Below are 19,019 nucleotides of genomic sequence, written 5' to 3' on the forward strand. Positions count from 1 at the left end.
TGCCCCCCGGCGTTTTATTTTACCAGTTCTCGGGAGCGATCTCGAAGTAGGCCTGCGGGTGTTCGCAGGCCGGGCACTTGTCCGGAGCGTGGTCGGACTCGATGGGAAAGCCGCAGTTGCGGCAGCGCCACACGACCTTGCCTTCGCGCGTAAATACCCTGCCGGCTTCGATGTTGTCGGCGAGCGCGCCGTAGCGGCGTTTGTGGAAGCCCTCGGCCTTGGCGATGTTGTCGAAGGTGACGGCCACTTCGGTGTAGCCTTCCTCGCGGGCGACGGCGGCGAAGGAGGGGTACATCTCGTTTTCCTCGTAGGACTCCCCGCCCTCGGCCTCGCGCAGGTTGGCCATGGTGTCGCCGATGACCCCGGCCGGGAAGACGCCCGTGATCTCGACCTCGCCGCCCTCCAGGTACTTGAACAGGCGCTTGGCGTGTTCCTTCTCCTGGTCGGCGGTTTCGGTGAAGATGGCGGCGATCTGCTCGTAGCCTTCCTTTTTCGCCTTCGAGGCAAAGTAGGTGTAGCGATTTCTGGCCTGGGACTCGCCGGAGAAGGCGGTCAGGATGTTTTTTTCGGTTTTGGAACCTTTAAGCGATTTCATGGAACCTCCACACTGTGGTTTGTCATTCGTCCAGGTATTTTTCCGCCCACTTGATCGCGGCGGCCGTGGCGGGAAAGCCGATGGTCGGGGCCAGGACAAGCAGGGCCTGGCAGATTTCCTCGTTTTGGGCCCCAGCCCGGCGGGCGCGGCGGGCGTGGCTGGACACGGACGTTTCCGCCCCTCGGGCGGCGGCGGCGGCCATCTGCACGAGCTGGATGGTTTTTTCGTCCAGGGGGCCGCACTGGCGCGCCGCCTTGGACAGGCCGTCAAGGGCCGACATGAATGCGGGATAGTTGCGCGCAAGCATCTGGTAATGCCTGGGCAGCGAGGCTTCCGCCATGACCTTGCTCCTTTCCGGCACGGCTTCGGGCGTGGCCTGTTGTGCGGTCAGTTGCCCGCCTGCAGGCGCTTCATGGCGCTAAGCAGCACGCCGAGGTCGGGACGGGTATTGATATCGTGGACATCAATGAAGCGGATGATGCCGTTTTTGTCCACCAGAAAAAGAGCCCGTTCGGCCACGCCGTCGGAGCGCAGGATGCCAAGTTTTTCCGCCAGGCCGCCATGGGGCCAGAAGTCCGAGGCCACGGGGAACCACAAGCCGCCCATCTCGCGGGTCCAGGCGAAAAGGGTGGGGATGTTGTCGACGCTTATGCCCACAAGGGCCGTGTCATTGGCCTCGAAGGCCTCCTTGGCGATGTTGTAGCCCGGCCACTGGCCCGAGCATACCGGCGTCCAGGCGGCGGGGACAAAGGAAATGACCAGGTTTTTCCTGCCCTTGTAGTCCGAAAGTCGCACCCGCAAACCGTCTATGCCCGGCAGGTCGAAGTCGGGCATGGGCTGGCCCACGGCCACGGCGAGTCGGCTGTCCGTGGGGGCGAGATGCCCCACCGGGTAGATGTGGTTGGCCGGCACGCCCGCGCTGTCAGTTGCGGCCATGGCGGGAAGCGCGGCGAGCAGGAGGGCCAGGACAAACGGCAGCGATGCGATGCGCATGGAGGGGTTTTCCTTACGAAGCGTTATGGCTTACAGGCCGGCCGCCCGGGTGAGCGCCGCGAGGTAGTCGGCCGGGGCGCCGAATGCGCCAAGGCTTGCCTGGAGCACGACGTAACCGCTGCGGGGCTTCTTTTTCAGGATGTAGAAAAAGGGCGTTCCCACCTGCCCGACCTGGCTGTGCACGTCGAAGGCCGCGTCGGAAAAAAACGGTCGCCGCACGGCCCGGGGCGTCGTCAATCGGCGGTCTGGGGCGCCAGTGCGTCGTGAAGGGCGGCGAAATCGGGCTCGTCCCGGCTTGTGAAGGGGCGCTTGCGCACGGCGGCGCATTCCCTTTCCCATAAGTCCTCGCAGGCGGCCTGGTCCGAAGTGGGACGTTTTTCCATGCGCAGGACGACAGTCGTTGGCGCGTTGTCGGCCAGACCGCTGTCGGTCACGCCGCTGCCCGAAAGCCAGAAGGGGGCGCGCCGGGCGATCAGGTTGTGGCGCAGGGGGTCGGGCAGGATGATGTGGCCGAATTCCTTGTGGTTGTCGCAGAGGTAGTGGGTGTGGAGGTTGTTGTGCCAGCGGTAGGTGATGCTGGTGAATGGGTTCTCCAGACCGAAGATGACGAAAAATCCCCGGCCCAGGATGCGGTGCTCCTCCTGGGTGTGGAGCCAGAAGGCGCAGTGGTGGATGTGCCTGGAATGGGACAGGCCGTAGTGGACGCGGTAGACGCCGCCGATAAGCGCGAAAAGCCTGCCGATGGAATGCGGCGCGTTGTAGGCGCGGTACTCGTCCTTGAACACGGCCCCGAAATCCGGAGTCGGGGCATGGTCCCAGGCGGACCGGGCCTGCCCGGACAGCGCCAGCAGGGCGCGGATGTCAGTCTGCGGCGACCCGAAATGCCGTTGGGGCAGCCCGAGGCACTGGGCATAGGCAGCCAGGCGTTCCAGCGGAACACCCTGTCGGATGTCGGCGTCAATGGTGGTGGCGCTTCGAGGCAGGCCAAGCGTGGTCCACGCCTTCCAGTTGAGGACGTGGTCGGGGTCCTTGGTGTTTTTACGCCAGGTCTTGCCCAGTATCCGCAAGGCGAGGCGCAGGTGCTCCCCGGCGGCACGATTGCGCGCTTTGGCCGGTCGGCCTGTCGTGATGGCATTGCCCATGACAGCGGCATCCGGTTGTCTGGTATTTTTTATTTTTCTGACAGAATCACAATGTCCTGTCCAGCCAGGATTCCTTTATATTTTCAGTTGGATGTATGTATGATTCCGGGCAAGCCCCGGAGGCTTCGGTTTTCTGGTGCTTTCTGTGTCCAAAAACCCAGGAAAAGGCTCTTGTTATGGAGCCGTCCGCAGCGCATAAGAAGTACACATGGCGTTCCCGCCTCCGGGACTGTTGCAGACATGAGGGGGGGGCTTGTTTTTTACGATAAATTATGGCGCTAAAAAATATGCCTTGAAATTATTGAAATATTTTGGACAAAGTAGTCGATTTGTTTTGCGTTAAATGAAAAATATACCATGGTTGCAGTAATGCTTGTCGGTTGCATGGCGCATAATGGCGATTTTGCATAGTCAAAGTTGGCTGCCTGACTATTTATGCATGCAACATTTCAGATATTATCGAGGAATTTTCTGGAAGAGATTTTTGCTGGAGAAGGTACGGGGCGACAGGGAGCCGCCACGGGAAGCCGTTCATTTCCGGATGGGGGAGGAGACGATGTTTACGCCAACGGTGAAGTGGATCATCGCGGTCATCCTGGTGGTGGATGTGGCGCTTTTGTGCTCCTTCATCCGCTTCAGGATCAAGCGCAACCGTTCCTCCGCCTTTTTCGATTTCGATCGCTACAAGGAACGCGAACTGTTGCGACGGCACCTCCTGGACTAGTTGCGCGCGTCTTCGAGCCGTAAAACAGACGTCTGCGTTCTTCGAAAAAAGTCGCCTCCCGGTAGCGCTTGCCGCCTTGTCGCGCCTGCCTTCCTCCAGCGCGCCGCCGGGATCAGGCAATGCCGGCCGCGTCCAGGGCCTGTCCCAGGTCGGCGATGATGTCCGCCGCGTCCTCGCAGCCCGCCGACGGTCCTGTCCAGGCGTTCGCCGGCCCGCACGCAACGCGTATGCTCACCCAGTCGCGCGTACTCCATGATGCCGTTCCTTTTGTTTTTCCCCTACAGTCTCTAGTGCAACGTTTTTTTCGGTCAACGATTCCGGTTTGTTGCCCCTCGCGCGCAAACCCGTTCCCTGCCGCAATTGCAACCGGGCCGGCACGCGGCCGTCACAAAGCCCAGGGTATGCCGCACTGGTCATTACTTAACGGAGGGTAACCGAGATGCGCCGCTATGTCCTGCCGCCGTTCGCGGCGGCTTCCATCAATCGCGTGGCCTGGATCTTCCTGGCCCTGCTTTTCCTGTCCGCTGTCGCGGCCCGGGCCGATTCCGGCGCCGCGCCGAAGTATGTCTTCTATTTCATCGGCGACGGCATGGCCATGCCCCAGCGCAGCGCCGCCGAGTACTACCTGGCCGCCAAGGACGGCGACGGCAAGCCCGGCGTCGTCAAGCTGGCCATGGACAAGATGCCGGTCCAGGGCCTGACCAGCACCTATTCGCTCAATTCCATCATCACCGACTCCGGCGCGGCCGGCACGGCGCTGGCCACCGGCTTCAAGACCACCAACGGGGCCATCAGCGTCGACAAGGACAAAAAGCCCGTGGCCACCATGGCCGAAATGGCCCGGGACAAGGGCATGAGGGTCGGCGTCGTCTCCAGCGTCTCCCTGGACCACGCCACCCCGGCCTGCTTCTACTCCCACCAGCCCAGCCGCAACAATTACTACGAGATCGCCCTGGACGTGGCCAAAAGCGGCTTCGACTACTTCGGCGGCGGCGGCTTCAAGGACCCCGCCGGCAAGAAGTCCAAAAAGGAAGGCGACAAGCCCGACGCCCTGGAAGTCATGAAAAAGGCCGGCTACACCGTGGCCATCGATCGTAAGGACATCATGGACGTCAGGCCCGGCGCCAAGCTCGTGGCCATCAACGCCGAACTCGACCGGGACAAGGCGTTGCCCTACGCCCTGGACGGCGACAAGAAGGGCCTGTCCCTGGCCGAATTCACCGCCAAGGGCATCAGCCAGCTCGATAACCCCAAGGGCTTTTTCATGATGGTCGAGGGCGGCAAGATCGACTGGGCCTGCCACGCCAACGACGCCCTGGCCTCCATCGAGGACACCCTGGCCTTCGACGCCGCCGTGTCCGAGGCCGTCAAGTTCGCCCAGCAGCACCCGAACGAGACCCTCATCGTCGTCACCGGCGACCATGAGTGCGGCGGCCTGACCCTCGGTTTCGCCGGCACCCGCTACGGCAACTACTACCAGTACCTCAAAGACCAGAAGGTCTCCTTCGAGGACTTCTCCAAGAAGCTCACCGAGTACAAGAAGGCCCACAACGTTGCGGATGCCAGGTTCGAGGACGTGGTGCCCCTGATCAAGGAGAGCTTCGGGCTTATCGTGCCCACCGCCGAAGAGCTGGACACCATGAAGAAAAATCCCGTCAAGTACTCCTCGAGCCATACCTCTCCGGCCGACCCGCATGGCCTGTACCTGCGCGACTACGAGCTCGACGCCGTCAAGGCCGCCTTTACCCGCAGCATGAAGGGCGAAAAGGAAAAGTCCGAGGACGAGATGGATTACCGGGCCTACGGCGGTTACGAGCCCCTGGCCGTGACCCTCACCCACATCCTGGACAACAAGGCCGGTATCGGCTGGACCAGCTACTCCCACACCGGCGTGCCCGTCGTGACCTCGGCCATGGGCCCCGGTTCCCAGGCCTTCTCCGGCTACTACGACAACACCGACGTGGCCAAAAAGATCATGGCCGCCATGGGCCAGAAGGCCGTGGCCAGCAACTAGCCCGTCGCCATACCCCGTCCCATCGCAACCGTGGGGTGGCCTTCGGGTCGCCTCACGGTTCTTTTTTCAAGGAATCGCTCACCATGGAACATCAGTCCCCCCGGCCGGAAGCGCCAAAGGAAACGGCCTCGCCGGCTGCTTCCGGGAATCTCCTCCGGCGCTTGCTCGCCCGGATCGACCGGCGCGATGCGCTGCTGGTTGCGCTTTTCGCCGCCCTGACCGTGGCCCTGCTCTATTGGCCCACCGGCTTCGAAAACAGGCTCCCCACCGACGCCGTGCAGGTCAAGGCCCGCATCCTCGACGTGGACAACGCCCACGTGCACCAATACGGCATCGTGCGCGAAGGCGAACAGCGCGTCACCGCCGTGCCGCTGTCCGGCCCCTTTGCCGGGCAACACATTACCGCCGACAACATCCTGCTCGGCAAGCTCGAACTCGACAAGATTTTCGCCCCGGGAGAAACGGCCCTGCTCGTGCTGTCACTGCGTGACGGCAAGATCGTCTCGGCCGTGGCCAAGGATCACTGGCGGCTCGGGCTGCAAGGGCTGCTGCTCGGCATTTTTGCCCTGTTCCTGGCCCTTTACGCCGGCTGGACAGGCATCAAGGCCGTGCTTTCCTTCCTCTTCGCGGCGCTGCTCCTGTGGAAGATCCTGGTGCCGCTTTTTCTCAAAGGCTATGACCCGATGCTCGTGACCCTTTGCGTGCTGGCCGTGCTCATGGCCGCCATCATCTTCCTCGTCGGCGGCGTCGGCCGGCGCTCGCTCGCCGCCTACCTCGGCGCCCTGGCCGGCGTGGCCGTCACCTGCCTGCTCGCCCTGGCCACCGCCCCCGGCTTCGCCCTGCCCGGCGCGGTCAAACCCTACGCCGAAACGCTTCTTTACACCGGCTACGCGCACCTGAATCTCGGCCGCATGTTCCTGGCCACCATCTGCCTCGGGGCCAGCGGCGCCATCATGGACGTGGCCATGGACGTGGCCGCCAGCCAGGCCGAAGTCGTCGCCCATAACCCGGGCATCGGCCCCGGCCGCCTGTGCCTGTCGGGATTTCGCGTCGGCCGCGTCGTGGTCGGCACCATGGCCACCACCCTGCTCCTGGCCTACTGCGGCGGCAGCCTCGCGCTCCTCATGGTCTTCATGGCCCAGGGCGTGCCGCTCGTAAATGTCGCCACCATGCCCCACGTCGCCGCCGAAATCGCCAACACCCTCGTCGGCAGCTTCGGCCTCGTCACCGCCGCGCCGCTCACCGCCATCGCCGGCGCGCTGCTGCTGCGACGATAGTTGGCGCAGGAGGCTGGGGAGGAACCGGGGCGCTGCCCCGGGCCCCGCCGGGAGGCCATGGGCCCCCCGGACCCCCCGTCCGGTGTGCTTTGACTGGGCGGGGGAGGGGATGGCCGGCGGTAAGGCGGAGTGTGGAGAAGATGGAGGCGGAATTTGTCGGGCCGGTGCCGCCGCTTCGCGGCAGGCTCGTCCCAAGCAAATTCCGCCTCCACCACGCCAGTCGCCCCTTTGGGGCGACATTTAGAGCACTTGTCTTTTCTTAAAATGCGGCGCTTCGCCGCTGGCGTGGTTGTCGCCGCAATTGTGTCCGGCGTCGAGGCGCGAAGCGCCTCGTGCCGCCGGGCCGATTGCGGCGACAAACGTTCGGCGTCCGACGCCGAACGATACCTCCCTCCAACCTTCCTTCCACCCGCCATCCCAACCCGGTAAAAGGGGGTCCGGGGGACATCAAGTCCCCCGGCGGGGTCTGGGGCAGCGCCCCAGTTCATTCATTCGTCCGCCCGCGCCTTCTCCTCCTCCTCCTTTTGCTCCGCCTGCCAGGCCTGACGCCGGGCGGCGGCTTCCTGGCGCAGCCTGTCCAGAATCTCGTCGTAGCCTTCGGGGCGGTGGGGCCGCAGGCAGGGGGTGCAGTCCTTGACGCCCTGGCGCATTTCGCAGTCGCCGCCGCAGTTTTTAAGGAAGTAGAGCGGACAGAAGCACAGCAGGCAGTTGAAGGTTTCGGGATCGGCTCCCGGGTGGCAGGGGAAGTACTGACAGGCGGTATTTTGGAAAAAGCGATGGCTGTGTTGCATGGTGGGCTCCGGAGGGGCTGCGGGGGAGGCACGGGGTTTGCAGCCGCTGGTTCACGTTTCACTGAATTGCGAAAAACGGGATATCCGCATGGCCATAGAAACCACAAATTCCGCCGCAGGGGACATCTTCAAGAATGCGGCATCCCGGGTGCCGGGGACGGCCAAGATCGGCAAGGATCCCCGCGTGTTCGAGACCATGCTGCAAAGCGGCTACGGGATCAACGGTGAGGTTGGTAAATCGGACAAGCCTGTGATTTCCCGGGAGAACATGATTACGGGCATGGAGATGCTTACCGGCAAGGGATCTTCCGATGAGGACGCGGCGTTGGCCATGCTGGGCTATGATAGCGGCGCCAAGGGATTGACGGGAGGGGAGGGCGGCCTGGACAAGTTTCAGGGCAGCGCCCTGGCCACGCTGTCTCGGCTGGCCATGCAGCAGGCGGCTGCCGAGACCAAGTCCGCCGCGCCGCCGGCCGCGCCCAAGGGCGGTTCCAGCGTGCGTCGGGTCGTTGACAAATCCTCGGTGCGCATGGCGGTCAATCCCAACTCGCGGCATCCCGACGATCTCGGCCATCTGGGCCGGACTGTGGCGACATCCGAGGGCGGCGGGTTCACGCCGCGCGAGGAGGAACTGCTCTTGGCCGCGGCCGGGGCGGAGAACATTTTGGCCGAAACGTCCCGGGTGGAGGCGGCCAAGGATGTGGCCAAGGCCACGCGCAAGGTGCTGCCCTCGACGCTCCAATTCAAGGCCGGCCGTTTAAGCGCCCAGTACGAGTCCAACTGCGAGATCGACTGCATCGGCTACGACCGTCGCGGCGGCACGTCCTACGGCCAGTATCAGATTGCCTCCAAGACCGGAACCATGGGTTCTTTCATTAAATTTCTGGAGGACAAGGCGCCGGATCTGGCGACGCGCCTCAAGGCCGCCGGCTCGGCCGACACCGGGGGGAGGACCGGGCGCATGCCGACCGTCTGGAAGCAGATCGCGGCTTCCGATCCCAAACGATTCGAGGCCATGCAGCACGAGTTCATCCGTTCGAGCAGTTATGCCCCGGCCGCCAAGAGCATTGTGCTGACCACGGGCGTGGATGTGACCAAGCGGTCCTATGCCTTGCGCGAGGTACTGTGGAGCACGGCGGTGCAGCATGGGCCGGGCGGGGCGGAGCGGATTTTTTCCCAGGCCATCGACAAGGCCGAGGGAACGGCCGGTCGTCAGGATTTTGACAAAGCTGTAATCGAAGAGGTCTACCGGATTCGGGGCCAGAAGTTTTTCCGCCACAACAAGCGGGTGCGCGAGGCGGTCCAGTCCCGGTTCCGCGACGAGAAGACCACGGCCATCGCCCTGCTTGACTGAGGCGGAAATTCGGTCGCGCGCGGCTGAATTTTCGTTTTCCCCACTTTGCCCCGGCCTTGCTTTTCATGTAGAAGGGGAGCCATGCAGCCGAGGAATACAGCATGACCGAAGCGGCGGGCGAGAATGCCGGCCGGCTCTCCGACCGTGTGGCCGCGTTGACGCGGTGTTTCGCTTTGTCGCGCCTGGTCACGGAATCGCTGGATCTTTCCGAGGTGTTGGAACGCATCATGACCACCTCGCGGCAGGCGCTTTCGGCCGAGGCGGCCAGCCTGCTGCTGGTGGACGAGACGCCCGGGCCCGGCCAGGGCGATCTCATCTTCACCGTGGCCCAGGGGCCGGCCTGCCAGGACCTGCGCGGGGGCTTTCGCCTGGCCCCGGGCGAGGGCGTGGCCGGCTGGGTGGCGGCGCGGGCCGAGTCGGTGCTTCTTGTCGACGCCTATGACGATCCCCGCTTCAATCCCGATGTCGATCGCCTGACGGGCTACCGGACGCGGTCCATGGCTTGTGTGCCCCTTTTGTACCGGGGGCGGGTCATCGGCGTGGCCCAGTGCATCAACAGGGCCGGGGGCGGGGTTTTCACCCGTGACGAGGTGGAGACGTTTTCGCTGTTGGCGGCCCAGGCGGCGGTGGCCATCGTCAATGCCCGGCTGCATGGCGAGGCGCTGGCCAAGCAGCGCATGGAGTTCGACATGGAGGTGGCCGCGGGCGTGCAGCAAAGCCTGCTGCCCCAGGGGGTGCCGTTGGTGCCGGGGTTCGACCTGGCCGGCGCGAGCCTGTCCTGCGACGCCACCAGCGGCGATTACTATGATTTCATGCGGCGACCGGCGGCAGCCGGCGGGCCGGAGCGTTTTTTCGTGGCTGTTGGCGACGTGACCGGGCACGGCATCCAGGCGGCGCTGCTCATGACCTCGGTGCGGGCCTTCTTGCGCGCCCGGCTGCTCGCTCCGGGCGGCCCGGCCGCCATCGTCGGCGACGTCAACCGGCTTTTGACCTGCGACATGGGCGATTCCGGTCGCTTCATGACGTTTTTCCTGCTGGAGATCGATCCGGCGGCGGGCGTCATGCGCTCGGTGCGGGCCGGGCACGATCCGGCCTTGCTCTACGATCCGGCCGGGGACACCTTTACCGAGGTCGGCGGTCGTGGGATTCCGCTCGGCATCGACGCCGGCTGGACATATGAGGAAAATGTGCTGCGGCCCCTGCCCGAGGGGGCCGTGCTGGTTCTTGGCACCGACGGCATCTGGGAGGCCAGGGCCGCTTCGGGCGAGATGTATGGCAAGGCGAGGCTGCGTCAGGCGATCGCGCGCGGCGCGTCCGGGGATGCCCGGTCGGTGGTCGATGCGGTGCTTGCGGATCTGGACGCGTTTCTCGCGGGGATGCCGCGTCATGACGACGTGACCCTTGTCGTGGTCAAGACGGCGCCTGGCGCCGGCAAAAAGGAGGTGTCATGAGATACGGTCGCGCGCTTACTGTGGCGATCCTTCTGGGACTCATCGCCAGCGGGTGCAGCAAGGAAGACCCGCAGGCGTTTTCCAAGGTCGATTACAACAAGGACGGCAAGATCATTTTCGAGGAACTCATCGTGGCGTTCCCGGACATGACCGTCGAGGAATTTCTGGCTGCCGACGCCGACCGCAACGGCACCCTGGATGAAAAGGAATACCAGCGGCTGCGCGAGGCCCGGGCTGCCGGCAAGAAGCTCGACGCCGCCCCCGCGCCGGCCAAACCGGCCGAACAGCCAAAGCCCGCCGGAGAGCAGAAGCCGGCTGACGCGGCCAAACCGGCTGACGCGGCCAAGCCGGCCGAGCCGCAGAAGGCCGAGGCGACGCCCACCCCGGCGGCCCCGGCCGCGCCTGCGGCTACTGCTCCGGAACCGGCCAAGCCGGCCGAGCCGCAAAAGTCCGAAGCCGCCGCCCCGGCCGCGCCCGCCCCGGCTCCGGCCCCGGCGAAACAACCTGCCGCCCCGGCCGCCGGGAGCGTGTCCGTGGAGGTGCCGTCGACCCCCGGCATGACCTATACCGTGGGGCGCGGCGACACGCTCACACGTATCGCCAAGAAGTTCGACGTGTCGGTCAAGGCGCTCATGGAGGCCAACGACATGAAGAACGCCGACCATCTGGAAGCCGGGGCCACCCTGACCATTCCTTCCGGCAACGGCGGGCAGGCCGCGGCCCAGTCCGTGCCGCCGGCCGTGGCCGACATCGTGACCGGCTACTTCACCAAGAGCGCCTCGGGCGACATCAACGGCCTGCTCGACTATTACGCCGACAAAGTGGACTATTATAAAAAGGGCAAGAGCGGAAAGGATGTCGTGCGCCAGGACAAGGCGGGATACTTCGCCCGCTGGCCCGAGCGGCACTATGAGCCGGGCACGGCGTCCGTGCAGAAGCTCAAAAACGGCGACCTGCGTGTGATCGTGCCTTCGGCATTTGCGGTCAAAAAGGGCGACAAGGGCGTGCAGGGCAAGGCGGTCTTCACCTTCCTGCTGCATCCGTCCGGCGACACCTACAAGATCGTGGGCGAGCAAAGCCGGGTGACGGAGAAAAAGTAGTCCGACGCCGCCAACGTGACGTTATGCAAGCCGGGAGGGGGTTCCTTCCCGGCTTTTTGTTTGGCGGTGGGACGGCAATATTTTCCAGGCACCCCTTTTGCATACTCCAGGGCGGCCAAGGAGGGCGCCATGGACATCAGCACCAGCTACGACAGCCTCAGCAATCTGTTACAGATCAATTCGAGCAAGGGAAGCGGCGCGGCGGTCGCTTCCGGTTCCGCCTCCTCCACCACCACGACCTGCGACAGCGGCGCGTCGGATACCGACACCGCCACCTGGTCGGCCGTGGCCAAGGCGCTTTCCGGAAACAATTCCGAGTATATGAGCCCCATCCTCAAGCTCAAGTCGCAGAATAAGGCGCTCCAGCAGCAGCTCACCAACACCCTGGCCGCCAAGTTTTCGGACCTGGGCGTGGATACCAGCCAGACGATCACCCTGTCCCAAGACGCCGACGGCAAGGTGGTCGTCACCAACGACCACCCGGACAAGGAAGCCATCGAGAAGCTTTTTGCCGATACGGACGTGCTGACCGAGGCTTTCGGCACCCTGGCCTCCAACACCACCACGCTCAACTCCATGTCCGCGAGCCAGGCCAATTCGATGCTGCGCACCAACGGCTACGCCGCCTACCTGAACCAGCTGACCAGCAGCGACGACTCCTCGGACTTCTACATGAGCATGCTCGGCAACTACTCCACCATCTATTCCAAATAGAATCATTTTGAAAAAGCGACCGGGGGGAAACTTTTCTGTAGAAAAGTTTCCCCCCGGGCCCCTCTTCAAAAGACTTTAACGGGGTGTGTCAGGCGATACCGACCGACAAGTTGTAAAGTTTAGGAAGGGGAGAGCGCGAGAGGGGAGAACCCTTTACAAAAGGGTTTCCCCTCTCGCACGCTTTGTTCTCCTCTCCTACTTCCTCTCTTACTTCCCTGCTTCGTCGATCATCCAGACCAGTTCTCCATTCTGCGGGCGCACGAGGGACGCCGGCACGGCCGGGTCAGGCGTGTCGGCCAGGGCTTGCGTAAGCGCCTGTTCCTTGCCCTTGGCCGTGATCAGAAAGAGCACGCGTCTGGCGGCGTTTATAAGGGGCAGGGTGAAGGTCAGCCGGGGCACCCGGGGCGTTGCCGTGGTCGGGGGGGGCGCGTCGGCGACCAGTTTGTCGCGGACCGCGACCACAGGGCCGCCCGGGAAGATGGAGGCCGTGTGTCCGTCCGGGCCCATGCCGAGCAGGATCAGGTCGAAGCGCGGGATCGTTTCGGGGTCGGTTCCAAGCGCCTGGCGGATTTCCTCCTCATAGGCCGCGGCCGCGACGGCGGACGGCGTGATTTCCACGGGCATGGGCCGGATGTTGTCGACCGGAAGGGGGGCGGGGGTGAAGAGGATGGGCGAGATTGCCCCGAAGTTGCTGCGCGGATCACCCACGGGCACGAGGCGCTCGTCGCCGAAGAAAAAAAGCGTGTCCTTCCATGGTGCGCCAACGCCCTGCCGGGCCATGGCCTCATAGAGCGGCAGCGGGGTCGAGCCGCCGGACAGGGCCAGGACGAACCGGCCCCGGGCGGCCGCCGATTCCCGCGCCGCGTTCGTCAGATAGGCCAGGGCCGCTTCGGTCATGGCGGCCGGGTTCGGGAAGGTTTCCATCCGGGCGGTCATGATGCCGCCAACCCGTGGACCTTGAGGAACTTTCCGGCCTCCTGCGGTCCCCAGGAGCCGGCTTTGTAGAGAAAAAGTCGGTCGGGGTCGGTCTCGCCGAGCATGGGGGCCAGGAATTTCCAGCACAGTTCCACCCCGTCCTGTCGCCAGAAAAGCGTCTGGTCGCCGAGCATGCAGTCGAGCAGCACCTTGGCGTAGGCGGACAGGGACGGGCCTTCGTAGCCCTGGTAATAGTTGAAGTTCATGGTCACCGAGCGCAGGCACATGGGGCCGGGGGCCTTGGCCTGGAAGGTCAGGCTCACCTGCTCGTCGGGCTGGATGCGCAGGGTCAGCCGGTTGGCCTTGATGTGGTCGCCGAAGATTTCCCGGAACATGGAATAGGGCACGGGCTTGAACTGGACCGCGATTTCCGTGCGTTTGGCGGCGAGCCGCTTGCCCGAAACCATGTAGAACGGCACGCCCTGCCAGCGCCAGTTGTCCACGTAGACCTTCATGGCGGCGAACGTGGGCGTGGACGAATCCCCGGGCACGCCTTCCTCGTCGAGGTAGGCCGGAGCGCGTTCGCCGCCGGCCACGCCCGAGGCGTACTGGCCGAGGACGAGGTTTTCGCGCAGGTCGTGTTCGTTGAAGGGGCGCAACGCCCGGAAGACCTTGGTCTTTTCGTCGCGTACGAGTTCCGCCTCGAAAAGCGACGGCGGCTCGATGGCGCAAAGCGAGAGCAGCTGCATCATGTGGTTCTGGAACATGTCGCGCAGCACGCCGAAATGGTCGTAGTACGACGCGCGGTGTTCGACGCCGATGGACTCGGCGGCCATGATGCTGACGTAATCGACGTAGCGCCGGTTCCAGACCGGTTCGAAAATGGCGTTGGCAAAGCGCAGCATCAGGATGTTCTGCACCGTTTCCTTGGCCAGATAATGGTCGATGCGGAAAATCTGGTGTTCGGAGAACCGGGTGTGCAGCGCCTGTTCCAACACCCGGGCCGTGGCCAGATCGTGGCCGAAAGGCTTTTCGATGACCAGCCGGGAATAGCCCTTGGTTTCCTCGGCCAGCCCGGCCTTGGCCAGGTTGACGGCGATGTCCTCGTAGGCTGTGGGCGGCACGGCCAGGTAGAAGACGCGGTTGCCGCCAAGGCCCGAGGCTTCGCACATCCCGTCGAGGTACTCGGCCAGCATGGCAAACGAGGCCGGGTCGTCGTAGTGCACCTGCCGGTAGGTCAGGCGCGGGGCCAGTTTTTCCCATTGGCCGGGGGGGAGGGAGCCGTGGGTTTCGATGGACTGGCGCATGCGCTCGCGGAAGGAATCGTCGTTTAGGTCGGTGCGGCTGGCCCCGACCACGGCGAAGTTTTCCGAGAGATTGCCGCCCTCGTAGAGGGCGGCCAGGGCCGGCATGAGCATGCGGCCGGCCAGATCGCCGGTGACGCCGAAAATGATGATGGTGACCGGTTCTTCCACCGCGTCGAAGCGGCAGGCCGCCTCGGGAAAGGGATTTTTGGGCCGGCCGAGGACGACCTCGGCCACGCCCGGCGTGGGAGCGTCGGCCATGTATTACTCCTCCCGCTTTTTGACGGCATGGCCGCCGAACTGGTTGCGCAGCGCCGCCAGGACCCGGTCCTGGAAGGAGTTATCCTGGCGCGAGCGGAACCGCTCGAAAAGCGCCATGGTGATGACCGGGGCGGACACGGCCGTTTCCACGGCGGCATTGACCGTCCAGCGACCCTCGCCCGAGTCGTCCACGTAGGGCTTGAGGGATTCCAGCCGGCGATCTTCGGTAAAGGCGCGCTGGGCCAGCTCCAGAAGCCACGAACGCACCACCGAGCCGTGGTTCCACAGGTCGCAGATGGCCGGGAAATCCAGGTCCTCGCCGAACTGCGAGGCGGCCAGGATCTCGAAGCCCTCGGCATAGGCCTGCATCATGCCGTACTCGATGCCGTTGTGGACCATCTTGACGAAGTGGCCGGAGCCGATGGGGCCGGTGTGCAGGTTGCCGCCGGGACCGGTCAGCACGTCCAGGGCGGGCTTTATGGGGCCGACCACCTCGGGTTCGCCGCCGATCATGATGCAGTAGCCCTCGGCCAGACCCCAGATGCCGCCGCTGACGCCGGCGTCGCAGTAGCGGATGCCCTTGTCTCCGGCGGCTTTGTGCCGACGCAGGTCGTCGCGGTACATGGTGTTGCCGCCGTCGACGATGGTGTCGCCCGGGGAGAGCAGCGGCAGCAGTTCGTCCACGTGCTCGTCGGTGGGGCCGCCGGCCGGGAGCATGAGCCAGATCACACGCGGGGCGGGGAGCATTTTGACCAGTTCGGCCATGGTCCGGGCCGCCGCGGCGTTCCTGCCTTCCTCGGCTGCGAAATCCTCGGCCTTTTTGACGGTGCGATTGTAGGCGACGATTTCGATGCCGCCGCGAACCAGTCGTCTGGCCATGTTGAGCCCCATGCGTCCAAGGCCGATCATGCCGATTTTCATGGTGTTTCTCCGGGAGTGGTTGCGCCCTTGCGGGCCGTTTGCGCTCGTCGGGCGCGGGCGAAGGCGACGGCCTTTTTGGCCGCCAGGGGAAAGATGCCGAGCAGGGCAAAGGAAACCAGGAGCGTCGGCGAGAGAATGCCGGAAAGCGACGTGAGCTTGCCGAGCTGGGTGCCGGCGTTGACGTAGACCGCCGTGCCCGGAAGCATGCCGAGCTGGGACACGACGTAGAAGGTGCGCAGCGACAGGGCGGTGAGCCCCATGGCCGCGTTGATGACGAAAAAGGGGAACAGGGGAATCAGGCGCAAGGTGAACAGGTAAAACGCGCCTTCCCTGGCGATGCCGGCGTCGACGGCGGCAACGCGGCCGCCGATGCGGCGCGTTATGGCGTCGCGGAAAAGAAAGCGGGCCAGGGCGCAGGCGATGGTCGCCCCGATGGTGCTGGCAAAGGAAACCACGAGCAGGGTGATCCAGAAGCCGAACAACGCCCCGCCGGCCAGGGTCAGCACCGTGGCCCCGGGAAGGCTTAGGGCCGCGACCAGGACGTAGAGCCCGAAATAGGCGGCCAGAAAGCGGGCCGGGGCGGCGGCGTAGGCCGTGCCCAGCGTTTCCCGTGAGGCTTTGAGGTTGTCGAGGGTCAGATATTGCTCAAGCCCCAGGCCGAAGAAGACGGCGATGGCGGCTCCGACCAGGATGACCAGGAAAAGCTTGCCAGCCGTTTTGGCGGTCATGCTGTGTTCTCCGGATAGCGGGCGACGTAGGCGTCCACGTCGAATTTGCGACGGCAGCCGCGTTCGTTCATGTACCGCACCTGGCCATAGACGGGGCGGTTCGCCCAGGGCCGGTCGTGCAGGCCGCCGACGGACCAGAGCACCCCGACCACGCCATTGGGGTCGCGTCCGTCCAGGGCGAAGCGGTCGTTGAGGGAAAGGGCCGTTTCCAGGGCCTCCCGGGGCGTGCCCGACCATTCCAGGATTTTTTTGGCCCAGTACATGCGCAGGTAGCCGTGGATGCGGCCCTCGCGCACGAGCTGCCGCTGGGCCGCGTTCCAAAGCGCGCTGTGCGTGGCGGCGGCGGCAAAGGTCTCACGGTCGTAGAGGTACGGCCGGGGATCGGCGCTATGGGCGGCCAGGGTCTTTCGGGCCCACTCGGGCAGGGCCTCGAAGCGGTCGTACTCGGGTTCGTAGAGGCAGAAGTTGTCGGCCAGTTCCCGGCGCACGACAAGCTCCTCCAAAAACGCGTCCGCGTCTTCCTTGGCGCGCGTCCTGGCCGCGCTTGCGGCCAGGGCCGCCCGCTGGGGCGCGAGCTGGCCGAAGTGGAAATACGGCGAGAGGCCGGAGGTGCCCCCGGCATTGGGGTCGTTGCGGCGCGCGGCGTAGCCCTCCAGGCGGTCGCGGAGGAAACCGTCCAGGCCGCCCGTCGCGGCCGCGCTCCCGGGGACGATGCCCGTAACCGGCGGCACGGACGGGACGCCCTGGACAAAGGCGGCGGCCGCCCGCCAGTCGACGGGCGCGAAACCGTCCAGGTTTCCGGCCGGAAACGACGGCAGCGCGGGAAACGGTTCCAAAAATTCGGGCAGCAGGCGGTGGATTTTCGGGCGCAGGGTGGCGGCGGCGTATTCGCGTTTTTGCGAGGCGAGGAAACAGGGCACCACGTTGTGGGCGTCGACCTCGACGAGGGCGGCCGGAGAGGCCACGGCCACGGCCGCCTTCCAGAGGCGTTTGACGCGCAGCGGATCGAAATCCGTCACGCAGACGCCGGCGTCCACGGTGTGCAAAAAGGCCGGCACCGTCAGGCCCGGATCGCCCATGGGCACGACCAGCGGAATGCCGTGGGCGCGCAGTGCCGCCTCGGTTTCGGCCAGCCCCGCCAGCATAAAGGCATAATGGCGGTTGGTCGCGTCGGGAAAGGCGGGGGCCAGGGCGAAAACCACGACAAGCGGCGCGCCGGTCTCCCCGGCCAGGGACGCGGCGTGGAGCAGAGCCCAGTTGTCGGCGGCGCGCTGATCGCGGCTCATCCAATAGACAACGGTCCCGGAACGTCCGGGCGGGCTTGCCAGGGAACGGATGCGGGCGGGATGGACCTGCATTTTCCCCTTGTAGGCCGTCGGGGGGATCAAGGCAAGCCGGCCGGCGAATGTCGATCAGCCTTGCTCCGTGATTGTCTCTTGCAGTAGGGTGGGAAACTCGTATCCGCCCGTCGCCATCGGACGCTGCCGGGTGGCTCAATTTCAAACCGGAGGTCGTTACACGGTGGACAATACCATGTTGCATCTGACCGTGGCCGTACTGGTCACGGCGTTGATTCTGCTTGTTCCCGCCGGGGCGCGGGCCTGCACCCGGGCCGTGTACCTCGGCAAGGACGGCATGGTCATCACCGGCCGGTCCATGGACTGGTCGGAGGACATCAAATCCAATCTCTGGGTCTTTCCCCGGGGCATGGCCCGGGACGGCGCGGCCGGGCCGAGCTCCGTGACCTGGACGTCGAAGTATGGCAGCGTCGTGGCTTCGGGTTACGATGTCGGCACGGCCGACGGCCTGAACGAAAAGGGGCTCGCGGCCAATCTGCTTTATCTGGCCGAGTCCGAGTACGGCACGCCCGCCAAGGGGAAAAAGCTTCTCAACATCGGCACCTGGGCCCAGTACGTCCTGGACAATTTCGCCACCGTGGCCGAGGCGGTCAAGGCGCTGGCCCCGGAGCCGTTCGTCATCGTGGCCCCGGCGTTGCCCAATGGCAAGGCGTCCGCCCTGCATCTGTCGCTGTCGGACGCCAGCGGCGATTCGGCCATCCTCGAATACGTGGGCGGCAAGCTCGTCATCCACCACGGCCGGCAGTATCAGGTGATGACCAATTCCCCGACCTTCGACCAGCAGCTGGCGCTCAATACTTACTGGAACACCGTGGGCGGCCGGGCCTTTCTGCCGGGCACGGCGCGGGCGGCGGACCGGTTCGTGCGCGCCTCCTATTACCTGGGACTTTTGCCCCAGACCGCCGACGCCCGGGAGGCCCTGGCCGGGATTGTCGGCGTCTTGCGCACCGTGTCCGTGCCGCTTGGGGTCTCGGACCCGGGACAGCCCAACATCTCCCCCACCCGGTGGCGCACCTTCAGCGACCAGAAGGACCTGATCTACTTCTTCGACAGCGCCACCAGCCCCTCGCTTTTCTGGGTCAAGCTGGCGGATCTGGATTTCACCAAGGGCGCTGCGGTCAGGAAGCTGACCCTGACGGACGGACAGCTCTATTCCGGGAACGCGACGGACAAGTTCGTCGCCTCCGCCCCCTTCGTCTTCCTGCCGTACACGCCCGGGCAATAGAAGGGGCTGAAAACGGAACCGGGGGGAAACCTTTCTTGCAGAAAGGTTCTCCCCCCGGACCCCCTTTCCAAAGATTTCTAGCGATAACAGCCTGTCACCGTTAAAAGTTTTGGGGAGGGGAGAGCGCGAGAGGGGAACCCTTTTTTCAAAAA

At 64.9% G+C, this 19,019-nt stretch carries 20 protein-coding genes; 8 read left to right on the forward strand and 12 right to left on the reverse strand.

The window, feature by feature from the left end; all coding sequences use genetic code 11:
* Nucleotides 1-19: 19 nt before the first annotated feature.
* Genes rbr through ACMZ6R_RS11275 form a run of 5 tightly spaced genes read right to left on the reverse strand, consistent with a single transcriptional unit; the run spans nt 20 to nt 2,730 of the window.
* Nucleotides 20-595, reverse strand: coding sequence for a rubrerythrin (rbr, locus tag ACMZ6R_RS11255; protein WP_416111417.1), 576 nt, complete (start codon nt 593-595; stop codon nt 20-22).
* A 22-nt stretch (nt 596-617) separates the two neighbouring features.
* Nucleotides 618-935: a carboxymuconolactone decarboxylase family protein gene (locus ACMZ6R_RS11260; protein WP_416111419.1), complete on the reverse strand. Its 318-nt coding sequence runs from the start codon at nt 933-935 to the stop codon at nt 618-620.
* Nucleotides 936-982: 47 nt separating this feature from the next.
* Nucleotides 983-1,588 carry a redoxin domain-containing protein gene (locus ACMZ6R_RS11265; RefSeq protein WP_416111421.1) on the reverse strand — a complete coding sequence of 202 codons (606 nt, stop codon included), beginning with the start codon at nt 1,586-1,588 and terminating at the stop codon, nt 983-985.
* A gap of 30 nt (nt 1,589-1,618) precedes the next feature.
* Entirely contained in the window at nt 1,619-1,807 is a 189-nt protein-coding gene (locus ACMZ6R_RS11270) for a hypothetical protein (RefSeq protein ID WP_416111423.1), read from the reverse strand.
* 14 nt (nt 1,808-1,821) lie between these two features.
* A complete protein-coding gene (locus ACMZ6R_RS11275; RefSeq protein WP_416111425.1) occupies nt 1,822-2,730 on the reverse strand; it encodes a hypothetical protein in 909 nt (302 codons plus the stop codon).
* Between the two features lie 556 nt (nt 2,731-3,286).
* On the opposite strand from ACMZ6R_RS11275, the gene ACMZ6R_RS11280 reads away from it, so the two are divergent.
* Nucleotides 3,287-3,454: a hypothetical protein gene (locus tag ACMZ6R_RS11280; RefSeq protein ID WP_416111427.1), complete on the forward strand. Its 168-nt coding sequence runs from the start codon at nt 3,287-3,289 to the stop codon at nt 3,452-3,454.
* Nucleotides 3,455-3,566: 112 nt separating this feature from the next.
* Here ACMZ6R_RS11280 and ACMZ6R_RS11285 read toward each other — a convergent pair whose 3' ends face one another.
* Nucleotides 3,567-3,689: a hypothetical protein gene (locus tag ACMZ6R_RS11285; RefSeq protein ID WP_416111429.1), complete on the reverse strand. Its 123-nt coding sequence runs from the start codon at nt 3,687-3,689 to the stop codon at nt 3,567-3,569.
* A gap of 204 nt (nt 3,690-3,893) precedes the next feature.
* Here ACMZ6R_RS11285 and ACMZ6R_RS11290 point away from each other — a divergent pair, with 204 nt between their 5' ends.
* A complete protein-coding gene (locus ACMZ6R_RS11290; RefSeq protein WP_416111431.1) occupies nt 3,894-5,468 on the forward strand; it encodes an alkaline phosphatase in 1,575 nt (524 codons plus the stop codon).
* 83 nt (nt 5,469-5,551) lie between these two features.
* Nucleotides 5,552-6,745 (forward strand): YibE/F family protein, encoded by a 1,194-nt coding sequence (locus ACMZ6R_RS11295; RefSeq protein WP_416111433.1) that lies wholly within the window; start codon nt 5,552-5,554, stop codon nt 6,743-6,745.
* A gap of 488 nt (nt 6,746-7,233) precedes the next feature.
* On the opposite strand, the gene ACMZ6R_RS11300 is transcribed toward ACMZ6R_RS11295, so the two are convergent.
* Nucleotides 7,234-7,536, reverse strand: coding sequence for a cysteine-rich small domain-containing protein (locus ACMZ6R_RS11300; protein ID WP_416111435.1), 303 nt, complete (start codon nt 7,534-7,536; stop codon nt 7,234-7,236).
* An 88-nt stretch (nt 7,537-7,624) separates the two neighbouring features.
* On the opposite strand from ACMZ6R_RS11300, the gene ACMZ6R_RS11305 reads away from it, so the two are divergent.
* The 4 genes from ACMZ6R_RS11305 (at nt 7,625) to ACMZ6R_RS11320 (ending at nt 12,155) form a co-directional block, all read left to right on the forward strand.
* On the forward strand, nt 7,625-8,890 hold the full coding sequence (locus tag ACMZ6R_RS11305) for a hypothetical protein (protein ID WP_416111437.1): 1,266 nt from the start codon (nt 7,625-7,627) through the stop codon (nt 8,888-8,890).
* Between the two features lie 101 nt (nt 8,891-8,991).
* Nucleotides 8,992-10,341, forward strand: a complete 1,350-nt coding sequence (locus ACMZ6R_RS11310; protein ID WP_416111439.1) for a PP2C family protein-serine/threonine phosphatase — start codon at nt 8,992-8,994, stop codon at nt 10,339-10,341.
* Complete coding sequence (locus ACMZ6R_RS11315) at nt 10,338-11,441, forward strand: LysM peptidoglycan-binding domain-containing protein (protein WP_416111441.1); 1,104 nt, start codon at nt 10,338-10,340, stop codon at nt 11,439-11,441. Before ACMZ6R_RS11310 ends, ACMZ6R_RS11315 begins: the two co-directional genes overlap by 4 nt.
* Nucleotides 11,442-11,570: 129 nt before the next feature.
* A complete protein-coding gene (locus ACMZ6R_RS11320; protein WP_416111443.1) occupies nt 11,571-12,155 on the forward strand; it encodes a hypothetical protein in 585 nt (194 codons plus the stop codon).
* Between the two features lie 207 nt (nt 12,156-12,362).
* On the opposite strand, the gene pgl is transcribed toward ACMZ6R_RS11320, so the two are convergent.
* Genes pgl through phrB form a run of 5 tightly spaced genes read right to left on the reverse strand, consistent with a single transcriptional unit; the run spans nt 12,363 to nt 17,642 of the window.
* Nucleotides 12,363-13,091, reverse strand: a complete 729-nt coding sequence (gene pgl, locus ACMZ6R_RS11325; RefSeq protein ID WP_416111445.1) for a 6-phosphogluconolactonase — start codon at nt 13,089-13,091, stop codon at nt 12,363-12,365.
* Complete coding sequence (gene zwf, locus ACMZ6R_RS11330; protein WP_416111447.1) at nt 13,088-14,635, reverse strand: glucose-6-phosphate dehydrogenase; 1,548 nt, start codon at nt 14,633-14,635, stop codon at nt 13,088-13,090. The genes pgl and zwf overlap by 4 nt, the downstream gene beginning before the upstream one ends.
* A 3-nt stretch (nt 14,636-14,638) precedes the next feature.
* Entirely contained in the window at nt 14,639-15,556 is a 918-nt protein-coding gene (gene gnd, locus ACMZ6R_RS11335) for a phosphogluconate dehydrogenase (NAD(+)-dependent, decarboxylating) (RefSeq protein WP_416111449.1), read from the reverse strand.
* Nucleotides 15,553-16,284: a TVP38/TMEM64 family protein gene (locus ACMZ6R_RS11340; protein ID WP_416111451.1), complete on the reverse strand. Its 732-nt coding sequence runs from the start codon at nt 16,282-16,284 to the stop codon at nt 15,553-15,555. Before ACMZ6R_RS11340 ends, gnd begins: the two co-directional genes overlap by 4 nt.
* The gene (gene phrB / locus ACMZ6R_RS11345) at nt 16,281-17,642 is read right to left on the reverse strand and encodes a deoxyribodipyrimidine photo-lyase (protein WP_416111453.1); all 1,362 of its coding nucleotides are present in this window, start codon (nt 17,640-17,642) and stop codon (nt 16,281-16,283) included. The genes ACMZ6R_RS11340 and phrB overlap by 4 nt, the downstream gene beginning before the upstream one ends.
* Nucleotides 17,643-17,805: 163 nt before the next feature.
* Between phrB and ACMZ6R_RS11350 the strand changes: the two genes are divergently transcribed.
* Nucleotides 17,806-18,867 carry a linear amide C-N hydrolase gene (locus ACMZ6R_RS11350; RefSeq protein ID WP_416111455.1) on the forward strand — a complete coding sequence of 354 codons (1,062 nt, stop codon included), beginning with the start codon at nt 17,806-17,808 and terminating at the stop codon, nt 18,865-18,867.
* The last annotated feature ends 152 nt before the right edge of the window (nt 18,868-19,019 follow it).

It is taken from the genome of Solidesulfovibrio sp. C21, assembly GCF_047785625.1.
Lineage (GTDB): Bacteria > Desulfobacterota > Desulfovibrionia > Desulfovibrionales > Desulfovibrionaceae > Solidesulfovibrio.

Bases quoted from the DNA above. Each gene is read 5' to 3' on its own strand.
- phrB (WP_416111453.1), bottom strand. From the start codon at position 17,642: ATGCAGGTCCATCCCGCCCGCATCCGTTCCCTGGCAAGCCCGCCCGGA.
- ACMZ6R_RS11300 (WP_416111435.1), bottom strand. From the start codon at position 7,536: ATGCAACACAGCCATCGCTTTTTCCAAAATACCGCCTGTCAGTACTTC.
- ACMZ6R_RS11290 (WP_416111431.1), top strand. From the start codon at position 3,894: ATGCGCCGCTATGTCCTGCCGCCGTTCGCGGCGGCTTCCATCAATCGC.
- rbr (WP_416111417.1), bottom strand. From the start codon at position 595: ATGAAATCGCTTAAAGGTTCCAAAACCGAAAAAAACATCCTGACCGCC.
- ACMZ6R_RS11295 (WP_416111433.1), top strand. From the start codon at position 5,552: ATGGAACATCAGTCCCCCCGGCCGGAAGCGCCAAAGGAAACGGCCTCG.
- ACMZ6R_RS11265 (WP_416111421.1), bottom strand. From the start codon at position 1,588: ATGCGCATCGCATCGCTGCCGTTTGTCCTGGCCCTCCTGCTCGCCGCG.
- zwf (WP_416111447.1), bottom strand. From the start codon at position 14,635: ATGGCCGACGCTCCCACGCCGGGCGTGGCCGAGGTCGTCCTCGGCCGG.
- gnd (WP_416111449.1), bottom strand. From the start codon at position 15,556: ATGAAAATCGGCATGATCGGCCTTGGACGCATGGGGCTCAACATGGCC.
- ACMZ6R_RS11320 (WP_416111443.1), top strand. From the start codon at position 11,571: ATGGACATCAGCACCAGCTACGACAGCCTCAGCAATCTGTTACAGATC.
- ACMZ6R_RS11260 (WP_416111419.1), bottom strand. From the start codon at position 935: ATGGCGGAAGCCTCGCTGCCCAGGCATTACCAGATGCTTGCGCGCAAC.
- ACMZ6R_RS11310 (WP_416111439.1), top strand. From the start codon at position 8,992: ATGACCGAAGCGGCGGGCGAGAATGCCGGCCGGCTCTCCGACCGTGTG.
- ACMZ6R_RS11305 (WP_416111437.1), top strand. From the start codon at position 7,625: ATGGCCATAGAAACCACAAATTCCGCCGCAGGGGACATCTTCAAGAAT.
- ACMZ6R_RS11275 (WP_416111425.1), bottom strand. From the start codon at position 2,730: ATGGGCAATGCCATCACGACAGGCCGACCGGCCAAAGCGCGCAATCGT.
- ACMZ6R_RS11315 (WP_416111441.1), top strand. From the start codon at position 10,338: ATGAGATACGGTCGCGCGCTTACTGTGGCGATCCTTCTGGGACTCATC.
- ACMZ6R_RS11340 (WP_416111451.1), bottom strand. From the start codon at position 16,284: ATGACCGCCAAAACGGCTGGCAAGCTTTTCCTGGTCATCCTGGTCGGA.
- pgl (WP_416111445.1), bottom strand. From the start codon at position 13,091: ATGACCGCCCGGATGGAAACCTTCCCGAACCCGGCCGCCATGACCGAA.
- ACMZ6R_RS11280 (WP_416111427.1), top strand. From the start codon at position 3,287: ATGTTTACGCCAACGGTGAAGTGGATCATCGCGGTCATCCTGGTGGTG.